General features: G+C 57.5%; 15 protein-coding genes. 4 read left to right on the top strand and 11 right to left on the bottom strand.

All coding sequences use genetic code 11. The features are described 5' to 3' along the window. Positions 1-19 precede the first annotated feature (19 nt). The 5 genes from ACR0LN_RS03570 to ACR0LN_RS03550 all read right to left on the bottom strand — a co-directional run bounded on the left by ACR0LN_RS03570 (position 20) and on the right by ACR0LN_RS03550 (position 5407). Positions 20-622: a helix-hairpin-helix domain-containing protein gene (locus ACR0LN_RS03570; protein ID WP_480427826.1), complete on the bottom strand. Its 603-nt coding sequence runs from the start codon at positions 620-622 to the stop codon at positions 20-22. A gap of 93 nt (positions 623-715) precedes the next feature. Continuing rightward, positions 716-1702, bottom strand: coding sequence for a fatty acid desaturase (locus ACR0LN_RS03565; protein ID WP_480427825.1), 987 nt, complete (start codon positions 1700-1702; stop codon positions 716-718). Positions 1703-1865: 163 nt separating this feature from the next. Further along, positions 1866-3329: a ribosome biogenesis GTPase Der gene (gene der, locus ACR0LN_RS03560; RefSeq protein ID WP_480427824.1), complete on the bottom strand. Its 1464-nt coding sequence runs from the start codon at positions 3327-3329 to the stop codon at positions 1866-1868. A 48-nt stretch (positions 3330-3377) separates the two neighbouring features. Beyond that, positions 3378-4700, bottom strand: coding sequence for a PQQ-like beta-propeller repeat protein (locus ACR0LN_RS03555; RefSeq protein WP_480427823.1), 1323 nt, complete (start codon positions 4698-4700; stop codon positions 3378-3380). Between the two features lie 35 nt (positions 4701-4735). Further along, positions 4736-5407: a hypothetical protein gene (locus ACR0LN_RS03550; protein ID WP_480427822.1), complete on the bottom strand. Its 672-nt coding sequence runs from the start codon at positions 5405-5407 to the stop codon at positions 4736-4738. 224 nt (positions 5408-5631) lie between these two features. Between ACR0LN_RS03550 and ACR0LN_RS03545 the strand changes: the two genes are divergently transcribed. Beyond that, positions 5632-6864 carry an efflux RND transporter periplasmic adaptor subunit gene (locus ACR0LN_RS03545; protein ID WP_480428352.1) on the top strand — a complete coding sequence of 411 codons (1233 nt, stop codon included), beginning with the start codon at positions 5632-5634 and terminating at the stop codon, positions 6862-6864. Continuing rightward, positions 6861-10643: an efflux RND transporter permease subunit gene (locus ACR0LN_RS03540; protein WP_480427821.1), complete on the top strand. Its 3783-nt coding sequence runs from the start codon at positions 6861-6863 to the stop codon at positions 10641-10643. Before ACR0LN_RS03545 ends, ACR0LN_RS03540 begins: the two co-directional genes overlap by 4 nt. A gap of 58 nt (positions 10644-10701) precedes the next feature. Here the strand turns inward: ACR0LN_RS03540 and ACR0LN_RS03535 are convergent, their stop codons facing one another. From ACR0LN_RS03535 to ACR0LN_RS03525, 3 genes are all read right to left on the bottom strand, one after another. Next, positions 10702-11106 carry a DUF2147 domain-containing protein gene (locus ACR0LN_RS03535; RefSeq protein ID WP_480427820.1) on the bottom strand — a complete coding sequence of 135 codons (405 nt, stop codon included), beginning with the start codon at positions 11104-11106 and terminating at the stop codon, positions 10702-10704. A 63-nt stretch (positions 11107-11169) separates the two neighbouring features. Continuing rightward, complete coding sequence (locus ACR0LN_RS03530) at positions 11170-12975, bottom strand: ABCB family ABC transporter ATP-binding protein/permease (protein WP_480428350.1); 1806 nt, start codon at positions 12973-12975, stop codon at positions 11170-11172. 78 nt (positions 12976-13053) lie between these two features. Continuing rightward, entirely contained in the window at positions 13054-14166 is a 1113-nt protein-coding gene (locus ACR0LN_RS03525; RefSeq protein ID WP_480427819.1) for a LysM peptidoglycan-binding domain-containing protein, read from the bottom strand. Positions 14167-14421: 255 nt separating this feature from the next. Here ACR0LN_RS03525 and ACR0LN_RS03520 point away from each other — a divergent pair, with 255 nt between their 5' ends. Then, a complete protein-coding gene (locus ACR0LN_RS03520; RefSeq protein ID WP_480427818.1) occupies positions 14422-14973 on the top strand; it encodes an LOG family protein in 552 nt (183 codons plus the stop codon). A gap of 35 nt (positions 14974-15008) precedes the next feature. Here ACR0LN_RS03520 and ACR0LN_RS03515 read toward each other — a convergent pair whose 3' ends face one another. From ACR0LN_RS03515 to ACR0LN_RS03505, 3 genes are all read right to left on the bottom strand, one after another. Further along, a complete protein-coding gene (locus ACR0LN_RS03515) occupies positions 15009-15467 on the bottom strand; it encodes a host attachment family protein (RefSeq protein WP_480427817.1) in 459 nt (152 codons plus the stop codon). A gap of 208 nt (positions 15468-15675) precedes the next feature. After that, positions 15676-16557: a metallophosphoesterase gene (locus ACR0LN_RS03510; protein ID WP_480427816.1), complete on the bottom strand. Its 882-nt coding sequence runs from the start codon at positions 16555-16557 to the stop codon at positions 15676-15678. Positions 16558-16560: 3 nt separating this feature from the next. Next, positions 16561-17160 carry a superoxide dismutase gene (locus tag ACR0LN_RS03505; protein WP_480427815.1) on the bottom strand — a complete coding sequence of 200 codons (600 nt, stop codon included), beginning with the start codon at positions 17158-17160 and terminating at the stop codon, positions 16561-16563. 102 nt (positions 17161-17262) lie between these two features. Here ACR0LN_RS03505 and ACR0LN_RS03500 point away from each other — a divergent pair, with 102 nt between their 5' ends. Next, complete coding sequence (locus ACR0LN_RS03500; RefSeq protein WP_480427814.1) at positions 17263-18024, top strand: FkbM family methyltransferase; 762 nt, start codon at positions 17263-17265, stop codon at positions 18022-18024. Positions 18025-18169 lie beyond the last annotated feature (145 nt).

Raw genomic sequence — 18169 nt, 5'->3', positions numbered from 1 at the left:
ACACTGAGGCGAAGAGGGCTTACTTCTTCGCCTTTTTCTTATCCTTCTTTTTGTCTTTCTTCTTGTCTTTCTTTTTGTCCTTCTTGGACTCGTCTTTTTTCTTGTCGTCTTTCTTGGACTTTTTGCCCTTCTTGGCCTTGGCCTTCACATTGTCCTTGGCTTTCGAGAACGCGGCTTCCATTTCTTGCAGCTTTTTGGCCGCCTTCTCAGCCTTGGCCTTGGCTTTGGCCTTTTTGCGTGCCTTTGCCTCAGCAGCTTCGGCGGCGGCTTTTTCTTCGGCGGCTTTGCGCGCGGCCTCTGCTGCGCGTTTCTCAGCAGCAGCAGCGGCGACGGTCTTACGCGCAGCCGGTCTGCGCGCGGGTGTGCGGCGTGTGGCTGGTTTGGCTGCGGCGGGCTTACTTGCCGCCGACTTCGCTGCGGTCGTCTGCGTTGCAGGCTTAGCAGCAATCGCCTCTTTCGCCGCGGCGATCAGCACTGGTGCGCGCGCGGCACCTATGCGAGGGACTTTGACCAGCTCGGCAGGGTTGGCTTTGGCGATGGCTTCAGCAGTCTTGAAACCATTGGCGATCAGCGCCTGTCCTAACGCCTCACCCACACCCTTAACTTCGGTCACTGCGGTCATTACGAGTCCTTCCTTTCTCTCCCTATTTTCTTACCGTATATACACAAGATATACACGACAGCAAGTCAACGGCCAAAACAAAACCCAGCAGTTTCAATTACTGTGGGCCAGAGTGGCGGTACTGTCCTTTTTGGGGAATGGCACAAGGCGTTTTGCATCCTCATCCCAAAGTTTCAGGTTCAACGCCGCCACCGCTTCGGGGAATTTAATCCGGCGCGGTGTATATTCGGGCGGCAGGTTATAGTGGCAGGCACGCAACCGATAGGATGGTATACGCGCGTTGAAATGGTGGATGTCGTGCAAGGTAATGCACGCCACCGCGTTGTCGAACCACCAGCCGAAATCCAACGCGGACGAGCCCTGGAGCGCGGCCAATTGCGGATCAAGGTCAGGGCGCCGATCCCAGTAAGTATCCTCGAAATTATGCTGAAGATACACGAGGAAAACACCCAGCATACCGCCCAAAAGCGAAAACACCAGCCAGACCAGAATGCCCGTCGTGCCCGCAATCAGATAAAGCAGGCCCAGAAACACCACGATGGACAGATTGTGCAGCACTACGCCCCTGGCCCCGAACCGCACCGTGTTCTTGGGCCAGCGGTAACGGATGAAATAAGTAAACAGCGCACCGACCGGAACCAGGATGAACGGATTGCGGTAAAGGCGATAGAACAAACGCTTTTTCCAATCCGCCTCGTTCCATTCGCGCAATGTCATCGTATGTATTTCACCGGTCTCACGGTGTTCCAGGTTGCCGATGCCGGAATGGTGCAGGTTGTGGTTCTGCTTCATCACCTCAAACGGCGCGAAGGTGAATGGAGACAGTCCGTGCCCGGCCCATTCATTCTGTTCACGCGTTTCGAACAGGGAATGGTGGCCGCAATCATGCTGCAGCACATAAAGGCGCACGGCTGAGAACGCGAAAACGATCCCTGCGGGAACCATGATGTACCAACGGTCAACATAAGTAATCGCCAGCGCCAGCGATGCAAAATAAACGGCGAAAGTTCCAAAATAGCTCAGCGCGGCAAGCCGGTTGTCTTGCACCGCATATTGTCGTGTGTATTCCCGCAAATTCATTTAGCCTGTCCCACGTCTGGCTCAGTTAATATCAAAGAGAAACTATTTGCGTTTTACTCATATACAAGCCGCGCACACAAAAACAAATGCACGCAGGTGAATGCTAACCTGCGACACCGGGACTGTCACGCCCCTCAGCCGAAAATGCTGAAAATTGGCGCAGTTACGCGCGACCTTTGAGATGTTTGGCCAACGCACCCGCGTTTTTCTTACGCCGACCCTTGTACGGGTTCTTGTCGCCCTGCCCGCGCAAAGTCAGGCGGATCGGTGTGCCCGGCATGTCGAAATCCTCGCGCAGGCCGTTGACCAGATAACGCGTGTAGCTGGCAGGCATCTTGTCAGGGTGCGAGCACATTACAACAAACCCCGGCGGCCGTGTCTTAGCCTGTGTCATATAGCGCAGCTTGATCCGGCGGCCTTGGGGGGCTGGCGGGGGGTGCTGTTCCAGCATCGCGGTCAGCCAGCGGTTCAGGGCAGCAGTCGGGACTCGGCGGTTCCAGACATCATGCGCGCGCAGGATGGCGGCGCGCAGACGCTCTAGCCCCCGGCCCGTTTTGGCCGAAACAGTAATCAGAGGCGCGCCGCGCAGTTGCGGCAGCAGACGCTCAAAGGACTCTTTCAGATCGCGCAGTTTTTCCTGCTTGTCCTCTTCAATGTCCCACTTGTTGACAGCGACAACAACGGCACGACCCTCGCGCTCGGCCAGATCGGCAATGCGCAGGTCTTGCTGTTCGAACGGAATGGCCGCATCCAGCAGTACAACAACCACTTCGGCAAATTTCACCGCGCGCAGACCGTCCGAGACGGACAGCTTCTCGAGTTTTTCCTGTACCTTGGCCTTTTTACGCATCCCCGCAGTGTCAAAGATCCGCATTGGGGTGCTGTCGCCATCAGGATCAGCCCAATCAACCCGCAAGCTGATCGCGTCGCGCGTAATTCCGGCCTCTGGCCCAGTCAGCAAGCGATCTTCACCGATGATCTTGTTGATCAGAGTAGACTTCCCGGCATTCGGACGCCCAACAACCGCAACCTGCAGCGGCTTGGCATCAGTGATCAGCGGTGTTTCGCCCTCACCATCCTCGTCCAGTTCGATATCGGTTTCCGGTGTATCGCCCGCGGCCTGCTCTTCGGCCGCGTCAGCCAGCGGCATGAGGTGAGTATAGAGGTCGGTCATCCCCTCGCCATGTTCACCCGACAGGCGCACGGGCTCGCCTAGGCCCAGATTGTAGGCTTCAAGCACACCGGCATCGGCGGCTGAGCCTTCGGCTTTGTTCGCCGCAAGAATGACGTGCTTGGAGCGTTTGCGAAGTATCTCGGCAAACATTTCGTCAGTCGGAGTGATACCGACGCGTGCGTCGATCATGAACACGCAGACATCTGCCATATCCACGGCACGCTCAGTCAGACGGCGCATCCGGCCTTGCAGGCTATCGTCGGTCGCGTCTTCAAGACCCGCCGTGTCGATCACGGTAAAGCGTAGATCACCCAGACGCCCTTCGCCCTCGCGTAGGTCACGGGTCACACCGGGCTGGTCGTCGACCAACGCCAGACGTTTGCCCACAAGGCGATTGAACAGTGTGGATTTGCCCACATTCGGGCGCCCCACGATAGCGAGGGTCAGCGACATGATACTCAACTTTCAAGACTCAGACGCGCCCTTTAGCGCATCTTGTGGTCAACGGAAAGCGTGCAGTTCGCCTTTGGCCGAAACCACGTACAGCGTTTGCCCTGCGACTACGGGCGCAGTTGTGGCGCCACCGGGCACTTCGACACGGTTGACCAGCGTTCCATCGACCGGGTTATAGAACCGCAGGAAGCCGTCATTCGAAGCAATCACAATACGCCCTCCGGCAACGATCGGACCATAGTGGGCAACGACCGGACCACGGCGCCCCGGCTTGTCTTTAACAAACCCGGGCAGGTCTTGTGCCCAAACGATTGTTCCATCCGAGATGTCCAGTCGAACCAACTGGCTTCGGTCACTGATCAGGAACAGGCTGTTTCCTGCAGGCCAGACTGTATCGACAGCGCCCTCATCCGCGGTCCAGATCCGCTCGCCCGATCCTGCATCAAATGCTACAGTGCGACCCGAGTGGTTTCCGATATATATCGTATTGCCAACAACCATCGGTCCGCCGGTTACGTCCACTATCTGCGCAACCGCGCGCCCCCGGCGCCCGCCAGCAACCGAGGCGTTCCAGCGCCGAATCCCCCCTTTTCGGAATGTGGCGGCGATATCGCCCGAGCCGAAAGCAAAAATAGCAAGATCGGACGCAATAACAGGTGCCGGTGCACCAAGCACGTTGCCCACACTTGGGGTTCCCGGAATCTGCCAGGCAATCCGGCCATCCTTGGTGTCGACGACCCAGCCCGTCTCATCACCCGCGACCAGATATAGCAGACCATCATTCACCAGCGGCGCGCCGCTTCCGGTAGCATTCAAGCGCTTTTGCCACTTGATCGCACCGGATTTTCCATCCAGTGCCGTCAATCGGCCAAACCCGGAAGACACGTAAAGCACACCGTTGGCGAATGCCATCCCGCCGCCTGTCGCGTCCCTGTCGCCATCGTTTGTGGGGATCAGATCAGTGCGCCACGCGACCTGCCCCTGTGGGGTGACGGCTGAAACTGTTGCGCCTGCATCCAACGTATAAATCAGGCCACCGGCAACTACAGGCTCTGCGGTGATGCGACGCTTGCGCGAATCCCCTTCTCCGATTGACGTGGACCAAACGCGCTGTGGCGTTGCGCGCAAAGCCGAGTTGGTGGTGCGGTACGCAGGCGTTCCGGCACTTTGGGGCCAGCTGGCGTTTGCCTTCTGTGCAGGCAAGCTGATCGGTTTCGAGCCACGCGTAACGACTGTTGCATTGTCCGTAGTAGGCCGAACATCCTCGCGCGCACCCGGCAGGATGACCTCGGGCTCTTCGCAGGCCGCAAGCACCGTCAGCGATAACGCCGCAACAGGCAAACCAATGCGGGAGAATAAACTTGTCACCATGCTACGAACTCGCCTGTCATTCTTTAGCCGTTGAATCAACCCTGCCGGGCCACAAGCGGCTCTGGTTCGCCGCCAAGCGCGACAATCAATTGCGCGGCGCGCTGCTGAAGATCGACGCTGATCTCTGCATCCTGACGCATCGTTTGCAGCCGTTCGAGGGCAGCATCGACATTCCCTTCTGAGATGTCGATCAAGGCCAGCTGTTCTTCGGCCAACAACCGCAAAGGCGCTCCGGGTGCTGCCAATGCCTCAAACTGCTGGCGGCGCTCAGCCACAGGCATTGTTTCCGTCTGCAGCAGCAAAGCCTTGAACGTTGCAATGGCGCGATAGATTTCCGGCAACTCACCCTGCACCGCAACAGCATTCAAGCTTGCGACGGCCTCATCCCGCGATCCGGTTTCGATTTGCGAAGACGCCAGCAACATGTTGAGAACCGCATCGCCACCGGGTGTGGCCGCATCAATTTCCGCCAGACCCGAGACGCGGTCAGCCGAGTCATTTTGCGACAGTGCGCCCAGGATCGAGTCACCCAAATCCTGCGCCTGGCCGGTGGTGCGGGCTTTGCGAATCTCGTTGAAAGCAGCGCCCCCGACGATCAGGACCACGGCCAGAACCCCAATCCATCCCCAACGGCGTAGCAGCAGAAACAGGCGATCCCGGCGGACCTCTTCCGTCACCTCATCAATGAAACTGTCGACGTCGCTCATCCCTGCTCCCCGGGCTGTGTGCTGTTACATGGCGCCATGTCATACCCCGCTGTCCCTGCCAAGCCAAGGGCCCGATTTCGCACATTTTCGCGGGAACACGCCACCCTTGCTTAAAAAAGTGAACCGAACTATTCAGTTTAGTGTGGAAATACTACATGCGTGACCCCATTTTCATGCATGCACGCCGAAGGACATTCGGTGAAGAACTCTGGGAGAGCCCCCGTATGCGTGTGATTTCATTCGTCAATGCGATTTTGGTTGTTACGGCATTGTTCTTTTTGATCTTTGAAAGGGACGCTCTGTTTGCCTTTGCCGGTCGTGGTGACGCCGAGACCGACACAGCCGCAGAAGCAGATCCCGCGGCGGATTCCGGTCTTGATCAGAACGCCATTGGCGTGGTTGCGATGCGCTCGGTCGCGCGCGAAATTGATAGTGCGGTGCTGGTACGGGGGCAAACAAAGGCCAACCGTCAGGTCGAAGTTCTGGCTGAGACAACCTCCACAGTGGTCTCAGAACCGAAACGCAAGGGCACTTTCGTCGAAGCTGGCGATCTGTTGTGCGAGTTGGACCCGGGGACCCGCCCTGCCAGTTTGGCCGAGGCTATGGCCGCGAAGTTGGAAGCCGAAAGCCGCATCCCCGAAGCCGAGGCCCGTCTGGAAGAGGCACACGCTTTGGTCGCCGAAGCGCAAATCAACCTTACCGCAGCCCAGAAACTGTCCGAAACGGGATTTGCATCTGAAACTCGCCGGATTTCCAGCGAGGCTGCGATGCGTTCGGCCGAGGCTGGCGTGAAGTCTGCAGAAGCTGGTTTGGAGGCCACCCGTGCCGGGATCGAGGCCGCAACCGCAGCAGTCAAAGCCGCGCAGCGTGAGATTGACCGCCAGACCATCGAGGCACCATTCAAAGGGCTTCTGGAAAGCGACACGGCCGAATTGGGAAGCCTGATGCAGCCCGGATCGTTATGCGCTACCGTCATTCAGTTGGACCCGATCAAGCTGGTCGGATTTGTCCCTGAGGCCGATGTGAATAAAATCATTGTTGGCTCGGAAGCCTCCGCGCGACTGGTTACAGGTTTGCAGGTTGCGGGCCGCGTCACATTTCTCAGCCGATCGGCAGATGAGACCACGCGCACCTTTGAGGTTGAGATTACCGTTCCGAACCCGGAACTGACCATCCGCGACGGTCAGACCGCTGACATCCGCATTTCTGCCGAAGGGGCCAAGGCGCATCTGCTACCCCAATCTGCCCTGACTTTGAACAACGAAGGGCAAGTGGGCGTCCGCACCGTGGGTACTGGAAACATTGTTGATTTTATGCCGATCCAACTGCTGCGTGATACAGCCGAAGGCGTTTGGGTCAACGGTTTACCGGAAACGTCTGACGTCATAGTCATTGGGCAGGAATTCGTGACACAGGGCGTTGCGGTCAAGCCCACTTATCGGGAAGCCACTCAATGAAAGGTCTTGTCGCATGGGCCGCAAACCGGGCCCGCATGGTTCTGGCCTTCATTGCGATCTCGCTGATTGTTGGCGGGTTCGCGTATGTGGGCCTGCCCAAAGAAGGCGAGCCGGATATCGAGATCCCTGCCCTGTTCGTCTCGGTCCAGTTTCCCGGGATTTCCGCTGAGGATTCCGAGAACCTACTGATCAAGCCGATGGAAACCGAACTGGCGGATCTGGATGGCCTCAAGGAAATGACCTCTACCGCTGCAGAAGGGTATGCCGGTATCGCATTAGAGTTCGAATTCGGTTGGGACAAGACCGCTATTATGGCGGATGTGCGCGATGCGATGAACAGCGCGCAGGCGGAATTCCCGGAAGGCGCCGAGCAGTATTCGCTTTATGAGATCAACTTCTCGGAATTCCCGATCGTCATCGTCAACCTGACTGGCGCGGTGCCGGAACGCACAATGGCGCGCATCGCCAAAGACTTGCAGGATGAGCTTGAGGCGCTGGATTCGGTGCTTGAAGCCGGGATCGCGGGCAACCGGGACGAAATGCTCGAGGTGATCATCGACCCGCTCCGGCTGGAGTCGTACAATGTTTCCGCCGACGAGTTGATCAGTGTTGTACAAAACAACAACCAGCTGATCGCGGCTGGTGAGGTGGATACGGCGCAGGGGACCTTCTCGGTCAAAATCCCGTCTTCTTTCAAAACTGCAGAAGATGTCTACAGCTTGCCCGTCAAGGTCAATGGCGACCGCGTCGTGACGATGGGTGAATTGGCGCAGATCAACTACACCTTCGAAGACCGTGAAGGAACTGCTCGGTTCGACGGTGAATCCACGGTGGCCCTGCAGGTCGTCAAACGCAAAGGTTACAATCTGATCGACACTGTGGATGACGTCAAAGCAACTCTGGCTGCCGCACAGGAAAAATGGCCCTTAGAATTGCGCGCCGCAGTGGAATTGGGCACTTCGAACGACCAGAGCCGTATCGTCGCCTCGATGGTGCGCCAGCTTGAAGGCTCGGTCCTGACCGCCGTCGCACTGGTGATGATCGTTGTTTTAGCCTCTCTGGGTACGCGCGCTGCACTGCTTGTGGGTTTTGCGATCCCGACCTCATTCTTGCTGAGCTTTGCCTTTCTGGCTGTCATGGGCGTCAGTATCTCGAACATGGTGATGTTTGGGCTGATCCTTGCCGTGGGGATGCTGGTCGACGGCGCCATCGTGGTTGTGGAATACGCTGACAAGCGCATAAAAGAAGGTATCGGCCCGATGCACGCCTATGTCGAGGCGGCGCAGCGGATGTTCTGGCCCATCGTGTCGTCCACCGCAACAACGCTTTGTGCCTTTTTGCCGATGCTGTTCTGGCCGGGTGTACCGGGCGAGTTCATGAAGATGTTGCCGATCACGCTGATCTTCGTGCTGTCCTCTTCGCTGATCGTTGCGTTGATCTACTTGCCAGTTGTAGGTGGTGTATCGGGCCGTCTCAGCCGCGTATTCGATCGCACCTCGAACTGGTTGCGCGGTGTGGCGCCTTGGTGGGTCCGCGCGGCATTGGTGCCGCCGTCGCTGTATATGATCTTCCTCGGTGCGATGCAGATGCTGAACCCGGACTATCTGCTGCCTGGCGGTGTGGTGTCGGGTGCCCTTCTGTTCATCTTCGGCGGCTTTGCCGGGTCAGTAACCCTAAGTGCGGCCAAGATCGAACGCCACCGCAAGGAACGCATCCATACAGCGCGCGAGCACACACTTTTTGGCTCGGTCGTCAAATTCCTGGTCGGCAACCCGATCATGCCAATCGTGTCAATCGCTGTCGTTGCCGCCGGCGTCATGGCCGTATTGTTCTATTTCATGGCTAACAATCGTGGAGTTGAATTCTTCGTCGAAACCGAGCCGGAACAGGCCACCGCCTATGTTCGCGCTCGGGGCAACCTGTCGCTGCAGGAAAAAGACGCGATGGTGCTGGCCGCCGAAGAGGTGATCAGCGCGCACCCGGCCGTAACCAACGTCTTTTCTTTTGCCGGTGAGGGCGGTCTGAACCAGAATGATGGCGGTGCGCAGGCTCCGGCGGATACTGTGGGTCGTGTGCAGTTCGAAATCACCCCATGGGAAGACAGACCCAACGTGTCAGAACCCGTTTTGGGCGGGCTGTTCGATCGCCAGATCATCGACCCCGAGTATGACGGCGACTACGTTCTGGATCAGTTGAACGCGGAACTTGCCAAACTGCCCGGTTTCATCGTTGAAATTCTGCCGCTGGAACAGGGCCCTGCCTCGGCCAAACCGGTGCACCTGCGCATCAAGGCCGATGGGTGGGAGGAGCTGACCACGGCCACTCAGTCCGCGCGGGCCGTGTTTGACGAAACGCCGGGTCTGATCAAGATCGAAGACACTCTGCCCCTGCCCGGCATCGACTGGCAGATCGACGTGGATGTCGCTAAGGCGGGTCGCTTTGGCGCAGATGTTGCCACAGTGGGTGCGATGGTGCAGCTTGTGACGCGCGGCCTTCTGCTGGGCGAAATGCGCCCCGACACCACCGATGAAGAGGTTGAAATTCGCGTTCGCCTGCCCGAGCAGGACCGCGTGCTGTCGACGCTGGATTCGCTTAAGGTCCGCACCGCGGACGGGCTGGTGCCACTTTCTAACTTTGTCACCCGCCAGCCGGTCGCCAAACTGGCCGAAATCAACCGGATTGATCAGCAACGGTACTACGACGTAAAGGCGGATGTGGAACCCGGTCTGTCCAAGGTTGTAGTTGAAGGATCTGACGGAGCCGAGCAGCGTTTGGCCGTCGTCCGCGCAGTCGAAGAAGGTGCGGAGCCAAATGGGGCAACCGTCACCGCGCCGAACGGATCGGTATACGAATTGTTCCAACTGACCGGGGCCGAAACTGTTGACGACCTGCGCGCGGTTATTGAGACCGGAGACGCTCAGTTCGCGCTGATCAACCCAAACGAACGGATCGCGGTGCTGACCGAATGGCTGAACACCGACCCATTCTCAAGCGCCATCAGCTGGGAATGGACCGGCGATCAGGAGGATCAGGAAGAATCCGGCGCCTTCCTGATGAACGCATTCATGGGTGCGCTGGGTCTGATGTTCGTGATCCTGCTGGCTCAGTTTAACTCTTTCTACAACTCGGTACTGGTACTTCTGGCGGTCGTGCTGTCGACCACCGGTGTGCTGATCGGGATGTTGTTAATGAACCAGCCGTTTTCGATCATCATGACCGGGACGGGCATCGTGGCGCTGGCGGGAATCGTGGTGAACAACAACATTGTTCTGATCGACACCTATCAGGAATACAGCCGCTACATGCCGCGGATCGAGGCGATTGTCCGCACCGCCGAAGCGCGCATTCGCCCGGTCCTGCTGACCACGTTGACCACTGTGGCGGGTTTGACCCCGATGATGTTCGGCCTGTCGCTGGATTTCATCAATGGCGGCTATTCGATCAATAGCCCCACCGCATTGTGGTGGAAACAGTTGGCCACGGCTGTTGTGTTCGGGTTGGCAACTGCAACGGTGCTGACGCTGATTGTGACGCCCTCGCTGCTGGCATTGCGGGTTTGGGTCACGACTTACCTAGTGTGGTTTGGCCGGGTTCTTGCCCGTGCCACAGCGGGACGGTCCAGCCAGATTGCGCAGGATATGGCGATCGGCAAAGCGGCGCGTCAGGCGCAGGCGACAGAAGTGATCTGGGACGACGAAATGGTTCCCGACGCCCCCATGTCGGACCTCGAACAGGACCCGAAACACCCGCCGACTTCCCCCCTGAAAGCGGCAGAATAAATGAGAATGGCGCGCCCTCGGGCTCGCCGTTTACTTTCTGGCTACACCAAGCGGCACGTCACTTGGGCAAACGGGTCCAGGTCTGATGCCCACAGACCGCATGTTCACAGCCACGCACGGTCAGAGAGTTGCCACTTAGCGTCATCTGCGGCGCGACATCCACATTGACCATCGGTATCCAGAAATCTCCGCCGCCATACTTGCCGCCCCCTTCGCTGGCCACATCCCAGAACAGCTGCTTACCGATATTAGGAGTTTTTACCTCTTTTCCCGATTGGTCATAGGCAGACTGTATCTGACCACAGAACTTATCCCCGCACGCAGAGATTTTGACATGCGAGATCAGGTTCTTGCGATCTGGTTCGGTCTTCCAGACACCTACAATCGGATCAGCAACTGCGACGACTGGTACAAAAACGGTCAGCATCGCTGGCAGAACGGCGTTTAGAAAAATACTTCGCATAAAATCCACCTTCATCGAATCCCAGCCACTATACCACACAAGCAGGTTCGGGCCGGTTTCGGTTCAGGCAGCCTGCTCATCCGCTTGCTGGCGGTTCCACAGTTGAGCATATCGGCCGTCGTGTTTTAGCAGTTCGTCATGGGTGCCTTGTTCAAGGATTTCACCCTGCTCCAGCACCACGATCCGATCTGCTTCGGCAATGGTGCTGAGGCGGTGCGCGATAGTCAGAACCGTCCGTCCCTCCCCAACCCGCGCCAGGGCATCCTTGATGTCCTGCTCGGTATCGGTGTCCAGCGCTGAGGTTGCCTCATCCAACAACAAGATTGGAGGGTTTTTCAGCAATGTCCGCGCAATTCCGACGCGCTGCTTCTCACCGCCCGACAGTTTTAGCCCACGCTCGCCCACCTTGGTGTCGTAGCCTTCGGGCAAAGTGGAGATGAAATCGTGGATCTGAGCGGCTTTGGCGGCGGCTTCAACCTGTTCTTGCGAGGCGCCGTCGCGGCCATAGGCGATGTTATAGCGGATGGTGTCATTAAACAGAACTGTATCCTGCGGCACGACACCGATAGCTGCATGCAGGCTGTTCAGCGTCACGTCGCGCACATCCTGCCCGTCGATCTTCAACGCACCGCCCGTCACATCGTAGAACCGGAACAACAGACGTCCAATAGTAGATTTGCCCGACCCTGTGACCCCGACAATCGCTACGGTTTGCCCCGCAGGAACCGTCAGCGAAACGCCCTTGAGGATTTCCCGATCCGCGTCGTAGCCAAAGCGCACATTATCCAACGTTACCTCGCCGCCGTTGACCACAAGGTCGGGGGCATCAGGTTTGTCGGTGACCTCGCCAGGTTGTTCCAACAGATCAAACATCTGCCCCATGTCTACGAGCGACTGGCGTATTTCGCGGTACACAGTGCCCAGAAAGTTCAGCGGTACGGTGATCTGGATCATGTAGGCGTTGACCATCACGAAATCACCGACGGTCAACGTGCCGTTCTGCACTCCGACAGCGGCCAGAACCATGACGCCGATCAAACCGCAGGTGATCAGAAAGGACTGACCGAAATTCAGGAACGCCAGCGAATAGGCCGTTTTCAGCGCCGCCCCGGCATAGGCCTTCATCGACGCGTCATATCGGTTAGCTTCGCGCTGTTCCGCGTTGAAATACTTGACCGTTTCGAAGTTGAGAAGGCTGTCGATGGCGCGTTGGTTGGCCTCGGTATCCTGATCGTTCATTTCGCGCCGCAGCTTCACGCGCCACTCGGTCACCGCAAACGTAAACCAGATATAAAGCGCGATGGTCACGGCCACGACGACCAGGTACCAGACGTCGAACAACCACATCAGGATGATGGCAACAAGCAGCAGTTCCAGGATCAGCGGACCGATTGAGAACAGCAGGAACCGCAGCAGGAAGTCCACCCCCTTCACGCCCCTTTCAATGATCCGGCTAAGCCCCCCGGTTCGGCGCGTCACGTGATAGCGCATCGACAATTGATGGATATGCTGGAAGGTCTCTAACGCCAGCGCGCGCAATGCCCTCTGCCCCACCGGCGCAAAGGCAGCATCGCGCAGCTGCTGGAACCCAACGGTCATCATGCGCGCGACGCCATAAGCGACGGTCAGCCCGATGGCACCCAGCGCCAATGGCGGCACGCCCTCGCCCGCCAAGCCATCGACTGCGCCCTTGTAAAGGATAGGCGTGTAGACAGCGATCAGCTTGGCCAACACCAACATCCCCAAGGCGATGACGACCCGGCGCTTTACCCAGAGCTCATCGTCGGGCCAGAGGTAGGGTGCAACCTTCCGGATTGTGCGCCAGCCAGAGCGGCGCTCGTCAGTTTTGGGCATGTCGTCTGAATGCATCGGGGCCAATCGTCTCATCACGTACCTGTTTTGCGGTCAGAGATAGGCCCCTGCCCCAACAAGGGCCAGAGGCAAACGTTACTCGGGGATCGTAAAGATTTGACCGGGATAGATCAGATCCGGATCGCGGATCGCATCCCGATTGGCTTCAAACAGTTTCACATACAGAATACCTTCGCCGAACCGATCACGCGAAATGGCCCAGAGTGTGTCACCCTCTTGGACCGTAACCGAGCGGATCGGCACTTCACCCGGCTCCGCCTCAGGTTCATCGGTGGCTTGAGCAGCGCGCAGAACCTCTAGCGGTTCACGCTTGAACGGGGTTTCAAGACGGCTCACCACCGTGCCATCCGATGCGACCTCATCCACGCGCAGAGTGTAGACACCGGGCTCAATCCCGTCGATCTCACTGCGCCACTGGCCATCATCGGCCGGGGAAAGATCGTCCACCAGCTTGTTATCCAGATAAAGACGCACCACGGAACCGTCTGGCACACGACCCGTTAGCTCGACCTCACCTTCATCTGAATAGCCGATCGTGTCCAACGCGATCTGTTCTGGGGCCTGTGGTTGCACGGTCGGGGCTTGCACAAGCTCAACCCCATCCTCACCAGACCTCAGAACGGCAACCTGTTGGTCCTGCGTTTCCTCAATCGTGTCTTGAGTTGCTGATTGAGCGGGCTCTTCTGCCTGAACTTCGGTCTGATCCTCTTCTACGGCAGCCACTTCCGAATCAGACACGGGGCTTTCTTCGATTTCGGCGACAGCAACCGAGTCCTCTGCACGTTTCGGTTCAGGAAGCGCGGCAATCACGTAGTCATCCGAACGCACCGGCTCATCGCCTTGGGTTTCCAGAGTCAGGCCACGCGCATCGTCAGAAAACGGGACCGAGATGAATTCAGCGAATTGACCGCTGGTATCAACTGTGAAGCTGTGCACAGGTTCTCCGTCCAGCAGGACGTTCACCTCGGTGCCGGGTTCGGCAGAACCGGAAAGAAGTGTAATACCATCCGGTTCCACGAAAATCTGATCCAAGGACGGTGCGACTTGCGATGCGGATTCTTCGGTCACTTCGTCGTCGCTTGGGGATTCCTCGGGTTCAACAGGTCGGTCAGCCGTCTCAGGCGCTGGGTCACTATCTTCGGATTGAACAACCCCCTCGGATTGAACAGCGACTTCCGTCTGTGACACTTGCTCTTCCGGTGCATCTTTGAAAATGCCCGAGAGGTACAATCCGCCCACTCCAGCTAAAACTGCAATACCCGCGATCCCCCCCCAAAAGAGAGAACCAAAGCTTCCGCTTCCCGACTCGGCGTTCATTCTTTTCCTTTCACTCCGCAGTGCAAGTGCTTTGCGTTTAACACATTCTGCCTGACGGTTGAGCCAATCTATCAATCCCGCTATCAGGGGTCAAAACCCTTGGCACAACCCCGGAGAGTGGTTCCGATGGCTCAGAAATCTGTTTGTGTGTATTGCGGGTCACGCAATGGCGCCAATTCCAGCTATTCCGAAGCTGCAAGCACATTCGGAACGCTGTTAGCACAGGAAGGCTGGCGACTGGTCTACGGTGCCGGAGATGTGGGCCTGATGGGTGAGGTCGCACGCGCTGCGCAATCTGCCGGGGGCGATACATTCGGTGTGATCCCGGTGCATCTGTTGCGGCGCGAAGTCGGCAAGACCGATCTGACCCGTTTTGTGATTACCGAGACGATGCACGAGCGCAAAAAGGTCATGATCATGAATGCGGATGCGGTCGTTGTGCTGCCGGGCGGCCCCGGGTCTTTGGACGAACTGTTCGAAGCGCTGACCTGGCGGCAGCTTGGCCTGCACGACAAACCCATTCTGGTGATGAATGTTGATGGCTATTGGGACGCGTTGCATGAGTTGTTGCAGCAAGTCATAGGTCAAGGATTTGCGGATGGGTCATTGGCGGACTTCATCACTTGGGTGAAAGATCCGACAGATGCCATGTCCACTCTGCGCGGGCTCCTGACTTGAAAAGTGGTCGGGCGACCAAGGGCCGCCCGCTGTAGTTACGCCAATTGAGCAGCAGGATTCAGACGGCTGGTCAGCAGTTTTTCGACCTTGTGAATCGGATGATTGGTCAGGGTTTTATCAACCTCGGCCACGACTTTGGCCAGAACCTCACTGTGAAGACGTCGGCGTAACAGCCCCAGAACATGGGGGCTGGCTACCAGCACAAGCCGATTGAATGCCCCTTTAAGCCCCTTGCGATTCAACAGATTTGCCACGTCCTGAACGAACAGGGATTTCGCGTGGGTTTTCCAGTTTGGCTCCTCGACAGCCGATTTTTGATTTGGTCCGGTATCATATCGCCGTCCGGCCCGATCGGTGGGGCGGGCAGACGTGTCCTGCTCTTCAACCGAGACAACGACCAGATTGGGGTCTTCGGCATCGGTAATGTTCTCGACAAACAACGCCTTTTCCCCATCGGCAATCACAACCCAAGTTCCCTGTTCTAGTGCGACCATCGTGCTCTCCTATAGTGGCTTCAGTGGCCATCCCTCATCCATCAGGCACGACCTAGCCGTGACGCGCCTGCAAGTGCATGACACGTTGCCTGAATGATTTCCTATGGTTAGCGGTTCTCTCCCTCCGCCTCACCTAAGGTAAGTATTGCGGGGCAGCGTACAATCCTGTCTCACAATGAAACTTTCTTCATCGGCGGGTTTTCTCCTGTCAGGCTGACAGTTCTATCAGAGTGATCTCGGGCGTTACGCCAAAGCGCACCGGTAGAATGGAACATCCGATGCCTCCCGACACGACCAGATCGCGCCCGCCTTCCCGCACATGTCCGTAGGCATAGCGGTTCCCAAAGCGGGACGGCACAACCGGCGACCAGCCAAACAAGCGCAACTGCCCGCCATGGGTATGGCCCGACAGTGTCAAAGCCACACGGTCCGGAACATCCGGAAAAATGTCAGGCTCATGCGCCATCATTACCACCGGTGCTTCATCGGTGATCTGCGCCAACGTACCCGGCAAGTCATCTAACCCCTGAAACCGTCCACCGCCCTTAGCAATGGCAAGCTGATCCTCTAACCCAGCCAGCCAAATGCCGGGACCGTCCAGTTTTACCGCCTCATTCGAAAGCACCGGAATACCGTTCTGCCGCAAAGCATCAGCGTATAAGTTTGGACCGCCGCCTCGCTTCTGGGCCGACAGGTCATCCCACCAATCGTGATTGCCCAACACCGCAAAAACACCATGTTTTGCCTGCAACCCGGCCAACACTGGCGCCAAGTCAGCTATTTTGACCGGATGCGCGACGAATTTGTGCCCCGCCGCAAAATCCCCCAGCAGAAGCACCAGATCGGGAGCCAGAGCATTCGCACGCCGTACCACTTGCCGAATCCTGTCCAGCCCGACATGCGGCTCCCCCACATGCAGGTCAGCCAAAACGGCAATACGCAAAGGTGCGGCGGTCCAGTCCGCGCGTTTCAGACGCCATTTGCGCACGCGCAAGCGCAGCGCCGGTTCGATGAAAAAACCATACGCTGCAACAAAAAAGCCTGCCAGCGTCACCGCCAGCAGGCCCTTTATGAACCCTCGTCGGGTCAAAGATTACATCCGCGATGCAACGTTTTCCCAGTTCACAAGGTTATCGAGGAAGTTCGACAGGTAAGCCGGGCGCTTGTTGCGGAAGTCGATGTAGTAGGAATGCTCCCACACGTCACAACCCAACAGCGCGGTTTGGTTAAAGCACAGCGGGTTCACGCCGTTCTCGGTTTTGGTCACGGCCAGCGAACCGTCGGAATTCTTGACCAGCCACGCCCAGCCCGAGCCAAATTGACCAGCACCAGCGGCGCTGAACTGCGACTTGAATTCGTCAACCGAGCCAAAGCTTTCGACCAGCGCATTCTCCAGTTCACCAGGCATAGCGTTGCCGCCGGGGCCCATCATTTCCCAGAACTGGTTGTGGTTCCACAGCTGGCTGATGTTGTTGAAGATGCCGATCTGCGCAACGGCGTTCGCGTCGTAGGTGCCAACGATGATTTCTTCCAGCGACTTGCCGTCCCACTCGGTTCCGGCGATCAGCTTGTTGCCGTTGTCGACATAGGCTTTGTGGTGCAGGTCGTGGTGATATTCCAGCGTTTCCGCGGACATACCCTTGGCTGCCAGCGCGTCATGTGCATAAGGAAGATCAGGAAGTTCAAAAGCCATCTCGGCCCCCTGTTGAAAATGAAGTTTGCGGTTTCCAAAGGTTACATGCTTTGGCAAGCGCCGCAGGTCAAGGGCCGCGACAATAAAACCCGGAGGTCCGCGATGCTGACACAGGCGCGCAAGATGTTTTACCGCGCCCGCGGATACTATGCAGGCAACCTGAACGGAGAGCCATTTCGGCTGGACCCCTATCATTCGAAATTCTGGCGTAAAGCATCGGCAGGCGCGTGGGAGCCGGAAACCTTTGCCGTTCTGGACAAATACCTGTCGCCCGAGAAGGACTATCTGGATATCGGCGCATGGATCGGCCCCACGGTCCTTTACGGCGCGCGGCGCGCACGTCACGTCTGGTGTTTCGAACCCGATCCAACTGCTTTCCGGCATCTCGCGTGGAACCTTGACCTGAACGGCATTAAAAACGTCTCGGCATTTGGCGTCGCGCTGTCAGATCAATTTGGCGTGGCTCGCATGGCCTCAGTTCGCGGCGAACCGGGTGATTCAACAAGTTCCTTGCTGCATGATGGCAAGCATGGATCGGATGCCCTGACGATCGCATGGGATCAGTTCGAGGCTGTGAATGATTTGTCTGGGGTGTCGTTGGTTAAGATGGATATTGAAGGGGCAGAGTATTCGGTATTGCCCACTCTAGTACCTTGGTTGAAAGAGCACCGCCCCACGCTTTATCTTTCTACGCATGCAGGTCTATTGGCCCCAAATACGCGAGAGGATCGTATGGCAGAAATCGCAAACCTTCTGTCTTTCTACTCGAATTGCCAACAAAGCAGTCGGCCCGGACAAGGTTTTGAGGGCTTTACCAATGACCCAGCTCTATCTGGATTCGATACGTTCCTGTTGACGGCCTAAGTTTTGAAATCAGCCCGTCAACATGGTGTCGACCTAGAGCAGACACTCAGAATCTATCGGCGTGCATGCTCCTTTACCTTACGGGCGGGTCGATACGTTTGCTTGTGGGAAACTGACACGCATAGCAATCGCATTGCTGCGGGGG

This window comes from Ruegeria sp. AA6, from assembly GCF_056542865.1.
Note: the sequence above shows the minus strand (reverse complement) of the source record. Positions and strands in the feature narration are given on the sequence as shown.

Bases quoted from the DNA above. Each gene is read 5' to 3' on its own strand.
- ACR0LN_RS03570 (WP_480427826.1), bottom strand. From the start codon at position 622: ATGACCGCAGTGACCGAAGTTAAGGGTGTGGGTGAGGCGTTAGGACAG.
- ACR0LN_RS03565 (WP_480427825.1), bottom strand. From the start codon at position 1,702: ATGAATTTGCGGGAATACACACGACAATATGCGGTGCAAGACAACCGG.
- der (WP_480427824.1), bottom strand. From the start codon at position 3,329: ATGTCGCTGACCCTCGCTATCGTGGGGCGCCCGAATGTGGGCAAATCC.
- ACR0LN_RS03555 (WP_480427823.1), bottom strand. From the start codon at position 4,700: ATGGTGACAAGTTTATTCTCCCGCATTGGTTTGCCTGTTGCGGCGTTA.
- ACR0LN_RS03550 (WP_480427822.1), bottom strand. From the start codon at position 5,407: ATGAGCGACGTCGACAGTTTCATTGATGAGGTGACGGAAGAGGTCCGC.
- ACR0LN_RS03545 (WP_480428352.1), top strand. From the start codon at position 5,632: ATGCGTGTGATTTCATTCGTCAATGCGATTTTGGTTGTTACGGCATTG.
- ACR0LN_RS03540 (WP_480427821.1), top strand. From the start codon at position 6,861: ATGAAAGGTCTTGTCGCATGGGCCGCAAACCGGGCCCGCATGGTTCTG.
- ACR0LN_RS03535 (WP_480427820.1), bottom strand. From the start codon at position 11,106: ATGCGAAGTATTTTTCTAAACGCCGTTCTGCCAGCGATGCTGACCGTT.
- ACR0LN_RS03530 (WP_480428350.1), bottom strand. From the start codon at position 12,975: ATGCATTCAGACGACATGCCCAAAACTGACGAGCGCCGCTCTGGCTGG.
- ACR0LN_RS03520 (WP_480427818.1), top strand. From the start codon at position 14,422: ATGGCTCAGAAATCTGTTTGTGTGTATTGCGGGTCACGCAATGGCGCC.
- ACR0LN_RS03515 (WP_480427817.1), bottom strand. From the start codon at position 15,467: ATGGTCGCACTAGAACAGGGAACTTGGGTTGTGATTGCCGATGGGGAA.
- ACR0LN_RS03505 (WP_480427815.1), bottom strand. From the start codon at position 17,160: ATGGCTTTTGAACTTCCTGATCTTCCTTATGCACATGACGCGCTGGCA.
- ACR0LN_RS03500 (WP_480427814.1), top strand. From the start codon at position 17,263: ATGCTGACACAGGCGCGCAAGATGTTTTACCGCGCCCGCGGATACTAT.